This is a genomic window from Microbacterium allomyrinae (genome assembly GCF_020682705.1).
Taxonomy (GTDB): domain Bacteria; phylum Actinomycetota; class Actinomycetes; order Actinomycetales; family Microbacteriaceae; genus Microbacterium; species Microbacterium allomyrinae.
Window position 1 is genome coordinate 662,715 of record NZ_JAGTTN010000002.1, and the last position, 13,824, is coordinate 676,538.

The 13,824-nt window shown below is 69.2% G+C and carries 12 protein-coding genes and 1 tRNA gene; 2 read left to right on the top strand and 11 right to left on the bottom strand.

The window, feature by feature from the left end:
- Positions 1-49 precede the first annotated feature (49 nt).
- Both pfkB and KEC57_RS09540 read right to left on the bottom strand, forming a co-directional pair.
- The gene (gene pfkB / locus KEC57_RS09535) at positions 50-994 is read right to left on the bottom strand and encodes a 1-phosphofructokinase (RefSeq protein WP_229384348.1); all 945 of its coding nucleotides are present in this window, start codon (positions 992-994) and stop codon (positions 50-52) included.
- Entirely contained in the window at positions 991-1,770 is a 780-nt protein-coding gene (locus tag KEC57_RS09540) for a DeoR/GlpR family DNA-binding transcription regulator (RefSeq protein WP_229384349.1), read from the bottom strand. The genes pfkB and KEC57_RS09540 overlap by 4 nt, the downstream gene beginning before the upstream one ends.
- Positions 1,771-1,876: 106 nt before the next feature.
- Here KEC57_RS09540 and KEC57_RS09545 point away from each other — a divergent pair, with 106 nt between their 5' ends.
- Positions 1,877-2,797 carry a phosphotransferase gene (locus KEC57_RS09545; RefSeq protein ID WP_229384350.1) on the top strand — a complete coding sequence of 307 codons (921 nt, stop codon included), beginning with the start codon at positions 1,877-1,879 and terminating at the stop codon, positions 2,795-2,797.
- 104 nt (positions 2,798-2,901) lie between these two features.
- Here the strand turns inward: KEC57_RS09545 and KEC57_RS09550 are convergent.
- The 8 genes from KEC57_RS09550 to KEC57_RS09585 form a co-directional block, all read right to left on the bottom strand.
- A tRNA-Gln gene (locus KEC57_RS09550) sits at positions 2,902-2,976 on the bottom strand.
- A 117-nt stretch (positions 2,977-3,093) separates the two neighbouring features.
- The gene (gltX, locus tag KEC57_RS09555; RefSeq protein ID WP_229384351.1) at positions 3,094-4,626 is read right to left on the bottom strand and encodes a glutamate--tRNA ligase; all 1,533 of its coding nucleotides are present in this window, start codon (positions 4,624-4,626) and stop codon (positions 3,094-3,096) included.
- A 48-nt stretch (positions 4,627-4,674) separates the two neighbouring features.
- Positions 4,675-5,484 (bottom strand): class I SAM-dependent methyltransferase, encoded by an 810-nt coding sequence (locus tag KEC57_RS09560; RefSeq protein WP_229384352.1) that lies wholly within the window; start codon positions 5,482-5,484, stop codon positions 4,675-4,677.
- Positions 5,477-6,754 (bottom strand): MFS transporter, encoded by a 1,278-nt coding sequence (locus KEC57_RS09565; protein WP_229384353.1) that lies wholly within the window; start codon positions 6,752-6,754, stop codon positions 5,477-5,479. The genes KEC57_RS09560 and KEC57_RS09565 overlap by 8 nt, the downstream gene beginning before the upstream one ends.
- On the bottom strand, positions 6,744-7,511 hold the full coding sequence (locus KEC57_RS09570) for a fumarylacetoacetate hydrolase family protein (protein ID WP_229384354.1): 768 nt from the start codon (positions 7,509-7,511) through the stop codon (positions 6,744-6,746). The genes KEC57_RS09565 and KEC57_RS09570 overlap by 11 nt, the downstream gene beginning before the upstream one ends.
- An 82-nt stretch (positions 7,512-7,593) precedes the next feature.
- Entirely contained in the window at positions 7,594-8,700 is a 1,107-nt protein-coding gene (locus tag KEC57_RS09575) for a branched-chain amino acid aminotransferase (protein ID WP_229384355.1), read from the bottom strand.
- Between the two features lie 63 nt (positions 8,701-8,763).
- Entirely contained in the window at positions 8,764-9,831 is a 1,068-nt protein-coding gene (locus tag KEC57_RS09580; protein ID WP_229384356.1) for a 3-isopropylmalate dehydrogenase, read from the bottom strand.
- 7 nt (positions 9,832-9,838) lie between these two features.
- Entirely contained in the window at positions 9,839-11,377 is a 1,539-nt protein-coding gene (locus tag KEC57_RS09585) for an MFS transporter (protein ID WP_372457004.1), read from the bottom strand.
- A gap of 68 nt (positions 11,378-11,445) precedes the next feature.
- Between KEC57_RS09585 and KEC57_RS09590 the strand changes: the two genes are divergently transcribed.
- Entirely contained in the window at positions 11,446-11,991 is a 546-nt protein-coding gene (locus KEC57_RS09590; protein ID WP_229384358.1) for a TetR/AcrR family transcriptional regulator, read from the top strand.
- 120 nt (positions 11,992-12,111) lie between these two features.
- On the opposite strand, the gene serA is transcribed toward KEC57_RS09590, so the two are convergent.
- The gene (gene serA, locus KEC57_RS09595; RefSeq protein ID WP_229384359.1) at positions 12,112-13,716 is read right to left on the bottom strand and encodes a phosphoglycerate dehydrogenase; all 1,605 of its coding nucleotides are present in this window, start codon (positions 13,714-13,716) and stop codon (positions 12,112-12,114) included.
- Between the last annotated feature and the right edge of the window lie 108 nt (positions 13,717-13,824).

Consider the following 13,824-nt stretch of genomic DNA (forward strand, 5'->3'; position numbering starts at 1 on the left):
GCGGTCGTTCCCGTTGGGTGGGTGGATGGTCGAGTGGAGAGGGCACGGCTCAGGCGAGCCGGGTGACCGGCACATCTCCGGGGGGCAGATCTGCGGGGGTCGGCGCCTGCGTGCCGGGAAGGGATGCCGCGGCCGCGCCGTACCGGATCGCTGTGCGCAGACGTTCCTCGGGGGCTTCGCCGCGCGAGTGCGCGAGCACGTACCCGGCCAGCGAGCTGTCGCCGGCGCCGACCGTGCTCGTCACTCGGATCGGCGGCGGGGTCGCCACCCAGGCGCCGTCGGAGTCGACCAGGATCGCGCCCCGGGAGCCGAGCGTGATGAGAGCGGCGCCGACGCGGGCGGGCACGAGCGTGCGGGCGATGCCGAGCACCGCGGCGTGGATGTCGGTGCCGGCGAGTTCGGCGCCGGCGAGTTCGGCGAGCTCGTCATCGTTGGGCTTGATGAGATCGGCTGCGCCGCGCTCGACGACGGCAGAGAGGGCGGGCCCCGAGGTGTCGACGGCGATGAGCGGGGCGGAAGCACCGTGCGCTTCGCGAACGGCTTGGATCACGCGCACGTAGAAGTCGTCGGAGACCCCGGGCGGAAGAGACCCGGCCAGCACGAGCCACGTGGCTCCGGCAGCCGCCGCGACGACGGCGTCGACCACCGCCGACGTCTCGTCCGCTGTGAGGGACGCGCCCGGGAGATTGAGCTTGGTGGTGATTCCGGCGGGATCGGTGATCGCGACGTTGGCGCGGACATGCCCGTGCACGGGCACGCGGCGCGCATTCACGTGCGACGCGTGCAGCGCCGCGTCGAACGGGTCTCCCGCCGCGAGCGGCAGCACCGCGGTGCAGTCCTCCCCCGCGGCGCTGATGGCCCGGGCGACGTTGATCCCCTTGCCTCCCGCGTCCTCGCGCGCCGATGTCGCGCCCTGCACCTCCCCCACGGCGAGCGGGGCGCCCAGGGTAACGGTGCGATCGAGGGACGGGTTTGCGGTGAGCGTCACGATCATGTGAGCCAGACCTCCACTTCGGCATCGGCCAGCGCTGCAGAAAGCGCGGCGTCGGGTGCGGCATCCGTCACGAGCACGTCGATGTCTCGCAGCGCCGCGAACGTCACCAGCAACTCGCCTCCGAACTTCTCGGCGTCGGCAACGACCACGACGCGGCGCGCCGCGCGCACGATCGCGCGCTTCACGGCGGCTTCGTCGGGATCGGGCGTGCTGAGGCCGAATGAACTCGAGACGCCGTTGGCCCCGACGAAGGCGACGTCTGGCCGGAGGTCCGCGATCGCGTTTACCGTGTCGGCCCCGACCGCGGCGGCGGTGAGCCCGCGCACGCGCCCGCCGATGAGTGTGAGCGAGGCGCCCGGAACCGCGGCAAGAGCATGCGCCAGCGTGAGCGAGTGCGTCACGACGTCGATCCGACCGGAGGCGAGACTGGGGGCGAGTTCTGCGGCGACTGCGGCAGTGGTCGTGCCCGCATCGAGGAAGACCGAACCGTGGAAGGAGCTTCCGAGCACGTCGAGTGCCCGGCGACCGATCGCGCCCTTGGCGGCGCTGTGACGCAGCTCTCGCTCCGAGAGCGACGGCTCGAGAGTGCTGGCCCTGTCGGGGAGCACCGCTCCGCCATGCACGCGGCGCAGCGAACCATCCGATTCCATGCGGTCGAGATCGCGACGGATCGTCTCGGTGGTCACGGCGAAACGCTCAGCGAGTTCGACGACGCTCACACGGCCGTCCTCGGCCAGCAGCTGTTCGATCTGCTCGTGGCGCTCCGTTGCGTACACCAGGCCTCACCCTTCGTCGGATTCCCACACGTTACAACATACTCCAACATAAAACAATACATTCCCGCGCGCTTCGCCCGTCCGAATCACTGGATAGGGTCGAACGATGCCGGACAAACCCGCCGCCGAAGTCGCGATCGATGCGGCGCTCGTGCGCAGCCTCGTCGCCGGTCAGGCACTCGAGAAGATTCCGGATGCCGCGAGCCTCGCTCTCATGAAGGTCGCGGAGGGGTGGGACAATGAGGTGTGGCGCCTGGGCGACGAGCTCGCCGTGCGTCTCCCCCGCCGAGCTCCCGCTGCACCGCTCGTGCGCAACGAACAGCGTGCACTACCCGCGATCGCGGAGAGGCTTCGCCCGACGGGGGTCCGCGTTCCGGCACCCCTCCTCGCGGGGGTCCCGACAGACGCTTACCCGTGGGCGTGGTCGATCGTTCCGTGGATCGCGGGGGTGCGCGGACTCGATGTCGTGCGTGCGGAACGGGCGCCGTGGGCCGCGCCGCTCGCCGCTGCGCTCGCAGCACTTCACGTCGCGGCGCCCGACGACCATCCCATCAATCCGGTGCGCGGAGTGCCCCTCGGGCGCCGCGACACCGTCTTCCACGAGAGGCTCGCCGCGCTTCGCGGGGCCGGCACGATCGGTGATACGTCCGCCGAAGCCCTTCGCGACCGATGGATTCGCGGCGTCGAAGCACCCTCCTGGGTGGACGATCCGGTGTGGATCCACGGCGATCTGCACCCTGGCAATCTGGTCGCCGAAGAAGGCACGCTCGTGGGGATCATCGACTTCGGCGACGTGACCGCGGGCGACCCTGCCTACGACCTGGCCGTCGCCTGGCTCGCGTTCGACCAGGCCGGGCGCCGTCTCTTCCGAGCGGCGACCGCCACCCGCTACGACAGCGCGACGTGGGTGCGCGCACGCGCCTGGGCAGCGGCCGTCGTCGTGATGTTCCTCACTCACAGCGACGACGAACCGGCCTACGCCGCGCTCGCGAGGGCGGCCGCGATCGAGGTCATCGGCGACGACTGAGATGCCGGCAGACGCTCACGCCTGCGCACTCGGGCCGGAGACAGGCGAGGAGCGAAAACCCGCTACACAAACGAAAAACCCCCGCTGAGCGGGGGTCTTTTCGTTGGCTGGGGTACCTGGACTCGAACCAAGAACAAAGGTACCAGAAACCTCCGTGTTGCCAATTACACCATACCCCAAGGCTGTCAGCCGAAGCCGTGCCGAGGATTGAGTCTACGCGACTTCGGCGGGACCGCCAAACCGGGCGAGCTCGCCGAGCATCCCGGGCGCGTCGTTCAGCGCGCCCACCTGGGCGGCTACTCGGTGCGCAGCCCCACCAGCGCACGGAGCCTGCGGATCGTCTCGGGCTTGCCGAGAAGTTCCATCGATTCGAACAGAGGAGGCGAGATGCGGCGGCCACTCAGGGCGACGCGCAGCGGCCCGTAGGCGACGCGGGGCTTGAGTCCGAGGCCCCCCTCATCGGCGGGGGCGATGAGCGCGGCGGCCAGCGCCTCCTGGACAGCGGAGGTGGTGAACTCCGATTCGGGGACGAGTTCCAGGGCGCCCACGGACGCCACGAGAACCTCCGACGCATTCGCGGGAAGCGACGCGAGCGCGTCGTCGGCGTACACGATGTCGTCCGTGAAGAGGAAGCCGAGGAGCGCCGGTGCGTCGCCGAGCAGCTGCAGCCGTTCCTGGATGAGCGGGGCGGACGCCTCGATCATCTTCTCCTGCGCGGGCGTCGGCGTCTCGGACACCAGACCCGCGGCCGCGAGATAGGGAACGATCCGCGCCGCGAAATCGGCGGGCTGCAGCATCCGGATGTGATCGCCGTTGATCGACTCGGCCTTCTTCTGGTCGAACCGCGCGGGATTCGGGTTGACGTCGACGATGTCGAAGGCGGCGACCAGTTCGTCGAGCGAGAACACGTCGCGGTCGGGACCGATCGACCAGCCGAGCAGCGACAGGTAGTTCAGCAGGCCCTCGTGGATGAAGCCCTTCTCCCGCTGGAGGAAGAGATCGGCCTGCGGGTCGCGCTTGGAGAGCTTCTTGTTGCCCACCTCGCCCAGCACGAGCGGCATGTGCGCGAAGCGCGGGACGAACGTCGTCACTCCGGCATCCACCAAGGCGCCGTACAGGGCGAGCTGGCGAGCGGTCGAGGGCATGAGGTCCTCGCCCCGGATGACGTGCGTGATGCCCATCAGCGCGTCATCGACGGGGTTCACGAACGGATACAGCGGGACTCCGCCCGCGCGCACGAGCACGAAGTCGGGGAACGATCCGGCGGGGAACGTGACCTCCCCACGGATCAGATCCACGTAGGTGAGATCCTCGTCAGGTACGCGCAGACGCCATGCGGGCTCGCGGCCCTCGGCGCGGAACGCCGCCTTCTGCTCATCGGTGAGCGTGCGATCGAAGTTGTCGTAGCCGAGCTGCTTCGCACGGCCGTTCGCCGCGTTGCGCGCGTCGATCTCTTCGGCGGTCGAGTAGCTCTCGTACACCGCATCGGCCGCGATGAGCTTGTCGAGAACCCCTCGATACAGGTCATGGCGCTGCGACTGGCGGTACGGCGCGTGAGGGCCGCCGACCTCGACACCCTCGTCCCAGTCGATCTCGAGCCACCGCAGCGCATCGAGGAGCTGCTCATAGCTCTCCTCGCTGTCGCGCGCGGAGTCGGTGTCTTCGATGCGGAACACCAGCTTGCCGCCGTTGTGCCGCGCGTAGGCCCAGTTGAACAGCACGGTGCGAATGAGGCCGACGTGCGGAAGGCCGGTGGGTGACGGGCAGAACCGGACGCGAATATCAGCGCCGGCCGCGGTCGTGGTGCGGGGATCGGGTGAGGAAGACATCGCCGACCAGTCTAGTTGCGCACTGCTGCGCCCTCCCGGCCTGCCGCCCTATCCCAGAACTCCCCCGGCCGCCGGAACCATCCCCGACGCCAGAACCGCGGAATGCGGCACGTGGACGAGGCCATCGACCGGGTCGGCGATCTCCGCCGTGATCCGCAGGTACGCCTCGCGCATGCGAGCCCGAGTCGCGACATCCTGCGCGCGATGGATCCCACCCATGGTCGCAACCCCACCCTCGACGCCGGACCACAGCTGCTCCGGCGCGAAGGCGAAGTCCCACGAGACCAGGCGGGCGCGCACATCGTCGAGCCCGCCGTCGGCGAGCACGCCGGCAACGCCCGTGGTGTCGCGCTCGAAATCGGGTTCCGCGGGAAGTCGGCTGCCTGCCGGCCGGTCCAGGCCGGCCGCATCGAGCACACGGTCCCAGAGCGGGCGGAGAGGGCTGGTGGTACCGTGCCAGATCGTCACCACGACCACACCGCCGAGCGTGGCGACCTGTGCGAGACCGGCCACCGCTGCGCGCGCGTCGGGCACATGGTTGAGCACGAAGTTGGCCGTGACGGCATCGGCCGAGTCATCGGGCTCGTCAAGGCCCGGGAGCGTGCCGATGCGGAACGGAATGCCCGGATTCAGGCGCCGAGCCGTCGCGATCATCGACTCCTCGGCGTCGACGCCTGCTACCGTCCAACCGCGCGCGTGGGCGGCCGCGGCGACCGTGCCCGGTCCGGTGCCGACGTCCAGCAGACGCCGGCCCGCCGTGCGTTCGCCGGCCTCATCGAGGACCGCGTCGACCGCTCCTGCGCACAGCGCGGCGAATGACGTCGCGTATGCGTCGCCGGTCGATGCCCAATCAGCCATCCGCTCCCCCGCGCGGCGCGGCGGACCGCAGTCCCAGCGGGGCCAGCAGCACGGCCGCGGCGACCAAGGCCATCACGACGAGCGCGAGCCCGCCGTACCCGATCCATCCCAGCACCGCGCCGGCCGCGATCGCTCCGCCGGCGCCCACGATGCTCATGGTGAAATCGCTGATCCCCTGACGTCGCGTGCGGCGCTCCTCCGAGGACGCCTCGGTCAGCAGGGTGGATCCCGCCACCGTCGACGCGCTCCACCCGAGACCGAGCAGGACGAGCGCGACCGTGACGGCGGCGGTCGACTCCGCGCCGAACGACGCCGTGAGCAGGGCCGCCGCCAGCAGTCCCTGACCGATCAGGATCGTCGGCACCCTGCCGAGCTTGTCGGCGAGGATGCCGAACACGGGCGAGAGGGCGTACATACCGGCGATGTGGAGGCTGATCGTGAGGCCGATGATCGACAGCGTGGCCGCCTCCGACGCTCCGTGGGTCAGATGGGCGAGGTGCACCGGCGTCATCGCCATGATCGACACCATCGTGCCGTGGGCGGCCGCCACCGCGAAGATCGCGTAGCGCGCGACGCCGGGTCGATCCGCCCGCACGATGGCCCGCGCGCTGGAGGCCGCCGTCGCGACGATGCGCTGCGCCAGCAGCAGTGGATCTGGACGCATCGCGACGAGGTAGAGGACGATCGCGAGCAGTTGAGCGATCACCGTGAACAGGTATGGCCCGGTCAGCGGCGGCATGCCCAGCGCATCGCCGACGATCTGGCCGGGCCCGGTGAGGTTGGGCCCGAGGACCGCGCCGATAGTGGTCGCCCACACAACGATCGACAAATCACGGCCGCGTGACGCATCGGTCGCAAGGTCCGCCGCGGCGAAGCGCGACTGGAGGTTCGCCGCTTGACCCGCGCCGATGATCAGGAATCCGGCGAGCAGCAGCGGGAACGAGGCGCCGGACACCGCGACGATCACGAGTACGACGCCCACGAGCGCGGTCGCCATACCGGCGGTGAGTGAGCGGCGACGGCCGTGGCGACGGGCGACGGCTGCCAGCGGCACCGCGGTCAGTGCGGTGCCCAGAGTCACCGCAGCCGCGGCGAGCCCAGAGAACGAATCGTCGCCCGAGATCCGGGCTGCCAGCACTGCCCCGAGCGACAGCGTCGCCCCGAAGGCGAGACCGCCCAGCACCTGCCCGAGAGACAGTACCCAGACCGTTCGCCGCTGAACGCGGGCGACCTCTGCGGGTGTGGTGGCGAGTTCAGACTCAGGCGTCACGGGCGGGATTTCGCAGGATGCCGAGACCTGAGATCTCGACTTCGACGGTGTCGCCTGCGATGAAGGGCCCTACACCGGCGGGAGTGCCCGTGAGGATGACGTCACCCGGCAGCAGAGTGAACGCGGCCGAGGCGTACGCGATGACGTCGGCGAGCGAGAAGATCATGTCGCTGATCGGACCCTGCTGGCGAACCTCGCCGTTGACGCGCGTCGTCACGACTGCGTCGCCCGCCGGATCGAAGTCGGTCTCGATAGCGGGCCCCAGCGGGCAGAAGGTGTCGAACCCCTTCGCCCGCGCCCACTGCCCGTCGCTCTTCTGCAGATCGCGCGCGGTGACGTCGTTGGCGATGGTGTAGCCGAACACATAGTCCAGCGCCCGCTCGGACGGGACGTTCTTCGCGATGCGGCCGATGACCGCGGCGAGTTCGCCCTCGAAGTCGACTCGATCGGACTGCGGCGGCAGCACGATGGCGTCACCCGGACCGATCACAGAGGTGTTCGGCTTGAGGAACAGCAACGGCTCGACGGGTACGTCGTTGCCGAGCTCCGCGGCATGATCGCGGTAGTTGCGCCCGACGCACACTACTTTGGAGCGCGGAATGACGGGAGCCAGCAGAGCGACGTCGGCCAGCGGCACACGCTCGCCGGTCGTGTCGTAGCCCGAGAACATCGGGTCGCCCGAGAGGACGACCAGCTCGCCCTCGTCGACGATCCCGAATCTGATGGCGTCATTGTGGCTGAAGCGCGCGATCCTCACGCGTTCAGCCTAGCCACACGCCCCGACGCCCGCGGCCCTCCGGACGAGGTCCGAGGGGCCGCGGTGCGCAGAGCCGATGGGATCAGCCGTCGAGGCGCACGAGCCAGCCGTGCTTGTCCTCACGACGCCCGTACTGGATGTCGGTGAGCTCCTCGCGCAGCGAGAGCGCCAGCTCGCCCGTCGGCTGCTCGTCGATGAAGTCCTTGCCCTTGAGCACGCCGATCGGGGTGACCACGGCGGCGGTACCGCACGCGAACACCTCGACGATGTCGCCGGACGCGACGCCATCACGCCATTCGCCGAGCGAGACCGCACGCCCTTCGACCTTGTGCCCGCGGTCGGCCGCGAGCTGCAGGATCGAGTCGCGGGTGATCCCCTCGAGGATCGACGGCGAGGCCGGCGTGACGATCGTGCCGTCCTTGTAGACGAAGACGACGTTCATTCCGCCGAGCTCCTCGACGTTGCCGTCCTGGTCGAGGAACACGACCTGGTCGCACTCGTTCTCGTACGCCTCGGACTGCGGCAGGAGGCTTGCGGCATAGTTACCGCCCGTCTTGGCCGCGCCCGTGCCGCCCTTGCCGGCGCGCGCGTAGTCCTCGCTGAGCCAGATCGACACCGGCTGAACGCCGCCCTTGAAGTAGGCGCCCGCGGGAGACGCGATCACGTAGTAGCCGACCTTGTGCGCGGGACGCACCCCCAGGAACGCCTCTTTGGCGAACATGAACGGCCGCAGGTACAGACTCTGATCCTCGCCCGACGGCACCCAGGCGCCGTCGATCGCGACGAGTTCGCGCAGCGACTGGACGAAGTACGACACCGGCAGCTCGGGAAGCGCGAGCCGGCGAGCGGAGCGCTGCAGGCGGCGTCCGTTCTGGTCGGGCCGGAACGTGTGGATCGAGCCATCGGCGTGGCGGTACGCCTTGATGCCCTCGAAGATCTCCTGGCCGTAGTGCAGCACAGCCGCCGCCGGATCGAGCGACAGCGGACCGTACGGCTGCACCCTCGGACGGTGCCAGCCGCCGCCGACCGACCAGCAGATGTCGACCATGTGGTCGGTGAAGCTGGTGCCGAAGCCGGGATTGACGAGAATCTCGTCGCGTTGCGCGGCGGACTTCGCGTTGAGGTTGCGGGACACGGTGAACTCGAGCGGGGCGAGTCCGGTGTCGGGGTCGGAGTCGATGAGCGTCATGACGGAGCCTGTGCTTTCGTGCGGAGCGATCCGCTGGAGGGAGAGGCGCTTGCCGTTTCCAGATTACGCCTGGAGGCGATCGACGATGGCGTCACCGATCTGCGCCGTGCTGCGGGCGGCCTGGCCCCGGATCGCGAGGTCATCCTCGACAGCGGTGGTGACGCGCTGTGCTTCGTCCCGCAGCCCGAGATGGTCGAGCAGCAGCGAGACGGAGAGGATCGCGGCCGTGGGGTCGGCCTTCTGCTGGCCTGCGATGTCGGGCGCCGAACCGTGGACGGGCTCGAACATCGAAGGGAACGCGCCGTCGGGGTTGATGTTGCCCGAAGCAGCGAGACCGATGCCACCGGTGACGGCGCCGGCCAGGTCCGTGAGGATGTCGCCGAAGAGGTTGTCGGTGACGATCACGTCGAAACGGCCCGGGTTCGTGACCAGGAAGATCGTTGCCGCGTCGACGTGCAGGTAGTCTACGGCGACCTCGGGGTGCTCCGTCGCCACCTCGTCGACGATGCGCTTGTAGATGCCGCCCGCGTGCACGAGCACGTTGGTCTTGTGCACGAGCGTCACCTTCTTGCCGCGCCGCTCGGCGAGGTCGAACGCGTAGCGAACGACACGCTCGACGCCGAAGGCGGTGTTGACGGATGTCTCGTTCGCCACCTCGTGCGGCGTGCCGCGGCGGATCGATCCGCCGTTGCCGACATAGGGGCCCTCGGTGCCCTCGCGCACGACGACGAAATCGATGTCGCCGGGAGCCGCCAGCGGCCCGGGCACGCCCGGATAGAGCTTCGACGGGCGCAGATTGACGTAGTGGTCGAGCTCGAAGCGCAGCTTCAGCAGCAGACCGCGCTCGATGTTGGCGTCCTTCAGGCGAGGATCGCCCGGCACTCCCCCGACCGCGCCGAGCAGGATCGCGTCGTGCCCCGCGATCGCCTCGAGATCGGCATCCGTCAGCGTGTCGCCGGTCTCGAGGAATCGAGCCGCTCCCAGGGAGAAGCGCGTCTTCTCGAAACGCACGCCGCTGGAGGCGGTCGCGGCGTCGAGCACCTTCTCCGCCTCGGTGATGACCTCGGGGCCGATGCCGTCACCCGGGATGACGGCCAGCTTCACGAGACTGGATTGCTGCACACGCGACATGGTGCTCCTACGACTTCTTGCGGGACCCTCCCAGGGTAGTGGCCGCGACGACCGCCGCGATCACGACCAGCCCCGCGCCGATGAGCGCGGTGACGGTGACTCCGGCATCGAACGCGTGCGCGGCGGCTTCCTGCAGGGCGGCACCGGTGACCCCGCCGATCGAGTCGGCAGCGTGGACCGCGCCGGCGAGAGTCTCCTCCGCTGCGTCGGCCGCGGCATCCGGAACTCCGGCGGGAACGACGAGATTCGTGCGGTAGAGCGCCGTCAGGATGCCGCCCAGCACGGTGGTGCCGAGCACTGCGCCCAGTTCGTACGCGGTTTCGGAGACAGCGCTGGCCGCTCCCGCCTTCTGCGGCGGAGCGCTAGCGAGCACGAGTTCGTTCGACACGGTCTCGGCCGCACCGATGCCGATGCCGAGCGCGGCGAACGCCGCCACGAGTGCACCGATGCTGTCGGGACCGGTGGCGAAGGCGACCATCAGGTAACCCGCGAAGGAGAATGCCAGCGCGATCGGGACCACGACGCGTGCAGGCCACTTCTTGGCGATCGGCACGACCACGAGCCCCGCCACGATCATCAGCCCGAGGCCGGGCACGAGGGCGAGGCCGGCCTGCATCGGCGAGAGGCCGACGATCAGCTGCAGGTGCTGTGCGACGAAGAACAGGAATCCGACGAGCGCGATCACGCTGAGCAGATTCACCAGCAGCGCGCCGCTGAACGTGCCCTGACGGAAGAGGCGCATGTCGAGCATCGGCTGCGCGGCATGCAGCTGACGACGCACGAACAGGATGCCGAAGCCGATGCCGAGGAGCGCGGGAAGCCACGCCGTCATGACCGGACCATGGACGGCGAGTTCCTTGATCCCATAGACCACCGGGATCATCGTGGCCATCGACAGGACGATGCTGATCGGGTCGATGCGCCCCGGATTCGGATCGCGACTCTCGGGGACCAGGATCGGCGCGAGCACGAGCAGCGGCACGAGGACCGGGACGGCCATCAGGAACACCGAACCCCAGGCGAAGTGCTCGAGCAGGACACCGCCGACGATGGGTCCGAGGGCGGAACCCGCCGAGAACATCGACGCCCACACCGCGATCGCGAGTCGGCGCTGGTCGCGGTCGGTGAAGATGCTCCGCAGCAGCGACAGCGTGGACGGCATCAGCATCGCACCGAACACGCCCATCCCGGCGCGCGCGGCGATCAGAAGCGCCGCGGTCGGCGCGAAGGCGGCGAGTGCGGACACCGCGGCGAAGCCGGTCGCGCCGATGAGCAGCATCCGCCTCCGCCCGAAGCGGTCGCCGAGCGTGCCCATGGTCACCAGCAGTCCCGCGAGCACGAGCGGATAAGCATCGATGATCCACAGCTGTTGGGTGCTCGTCGGCTCGAGATCGAGCGCGATCGACGGCAGCGCGAAGCTCAGCACCGTGTTGTCGACCGAGACGAGCAGCACGGGCAGCATCAGCACGACGAGTGCGATCCAGCCGCGCCAGCCGACCCGACGGCCCTGAGCGTCGGCGAGGGAGATTTCCTGAGTGAGAGTCATCATGTTTCTATACCGTCCAGCCGGTATAGTATCAGGATGCCGAAGCCCTTGTCGATACGATCGAGACCGTGAGCCGACCGCCCCTCGCCCGAGAGAAGGTGCTCGACGCGTTCGAGGCGATCCTCATCGATGCCGGCGAACGGGCCGCGACGATGGATGCGACCGCGCGAGCCGCCGGGGTCTCCAAGGGAGGTCTCCTGTACCACTTCGCCTCCAAGGAGGCACTCGAGGGCGCCATCGTCGAGCGACTGCGCGCTCTCGTCGACGCGGACGTCACCCAGATGGCCGCTGCCGCAGAAGGGCCGATCGCCTACTTCCTGCGCACGTCCGTGATGGAGAACGACCCGCTCGATCGGGCGATCCTCGCGTCGTCTCGCCTCGCACAAGGCGGCAACCAGCCGGCACGCGAGGTGCTGCGAGAGATCCGCGAGCGCTGGGCCGACGCGCTGCGTGCACATGCAAAAGACGCCACGGCGCTCGACCTCGTCATGCTCGTCAGTGACGGGCTCTACTTCAACAACGCGCTCGAGGGCGGCTCGATCCCGGGGCCGGTCCCCCAGGGCGCCGAACTCGATGCGCTCATCGCGCTCGTCGAACGAGCGGCACGCGCCTGATGTGACGCGTCTCGCACGCTGACCGCGGCGGGTTCCTGCGAGCGCTCCGTCGCGCGACGGAGCGCTCGCAGGAACCCGCCGCGGTCGTGCGCAGGGCGCGGCGCCTGCCGGCGCCGCGACTCAGGACTCGGTGATCTCGATCTGCCGGAACAGGTCGGCCTCGATAGCCGCACTCACCTCGTCGAGCAGTTCGTCGGGCACGGGCGAGTCGACCGTCAGCACCGAAAGGGCCTGGCCGCCAGCGGCGCGGCGCGCGATCTGCATGCCGGCGATGTTGATGCCCGCATCGCCGAACTTCTGGCCGTAGACAGCGACGATGCCCGGGCGATCGGTGTAGACCATCACGACGTGGTGCTGCTCGATGGGCAGCTCGATCGCGTAGTCGTTGATGCCGACCAGCTTCTCGATCTGCTTGGTGCCGGTGAGGGTTCCCGACACCGACAGCTGCGAACCGTCCGACAGTGCACCGCGCAGCGTGATGATGTTGCGATACTCGGGGCTGTCCTCGTCGACGAGCAGTCGCACCTCGACGCCGCGCTGCTCGGCGAGCAGCGGCGCGTTCACGTACGACACCGTCTCGCTGACGATGTTGGTGAACACGCCCTTCAGCGCCGCCAGCTTGAGAACGCTCACGTCGTACGCGTTGAGCTCGCCGTGCACCTCGACGTCGAGGCTCGTGAGCGGCGAGTGAGCGAGGGCGGCGAAGATCTGACCGAGCTTCTCGACGAGCGGGATGCCGGGACGGACGTACGGGTCGATGACGCCGCCGGCGACGTTCACTGCATCGGGCACCAGCTCACCGCCGAGGGCGAGACGGACGGACTTCGCGACCGAAACGCCCGCCTTCTCCTGCGCCTCGTCGGTGGACGCACCGAGGTGAGGGGTGACGACGACGTTGGGGAGGTCGAGAAGCATGCGCGCCGACCCGTTCTCGACGGGCGGCTCGGTCGTGAAGACGTCGAGTCCGGCACCGGCGATCTCGCCGGTCGTCAGCGCCTTGAACAGTGCCTCCTCGTCGATGAGACCGCCGCGCGCGACGTTCACGACGAATGCCGACCGCTTCATCCGCTGGAATTCCGGGATGCCGATCATGCCCGTCGTCTCGGGGGTCTTCGGCATGTGGATCGTGACGAAGTCGCTCTCTGCGAGCAGCTCGTCGAGGCTCAGCAGCTGCACGCCGAGCTGCTGCGCGCGAGCGCTGGTCACGTACGGGTCGAAGGCCACGACACGCATGTCGAACGCCTGCAGGCGAGCCGCGATCAGCGCGCCGATGCGGCCGAGGCCGATGATGCCCACGGTCTTCTCGAAGAGCTCGGTGCCGGTGTAGGCGCTGCGCTTCCACAGCCCGTCGGCGAGTGACGCGTGCGCGGCCGGAATGCGGCGCGCGAGGCTGAGGATATGGCCCACGGTCAGCTCGGCGGCCGAGATGATGTTCGAGGTCGGCGCATTGACGACCATGACGCCGGCAGTGGTGGCGGTCTTGATGTCGACGTTGTCGAGTCCGACGCCGGCACGCGCGACGACCTTGAGGAGCGGCGCAGCGGCGATGGCCTCCGCGTCGATCTTCGTGGCCGAGCGCACCAGCACGGCATTCGCGTCCGCGAGGGCGCTGAGCAGCGCCGGACGGTCGGTGCCGTCGACCTTTCGGACGTCGAAATCGGGGCCGAGGGCATCGATCGTTGCGGGAGACAGCTCTTCGGCGATCAGGACGACAGGCTTCGTCACGGATGTTTCCTTAAGGGGCGGCGCGCGACGGCGCGGGCAGTGTGCGAAGAAGGGGCAGATCGGATGCCGCGCCGCACGCCGGCGGGGGCGAGACCTGTGTCAGCTTAT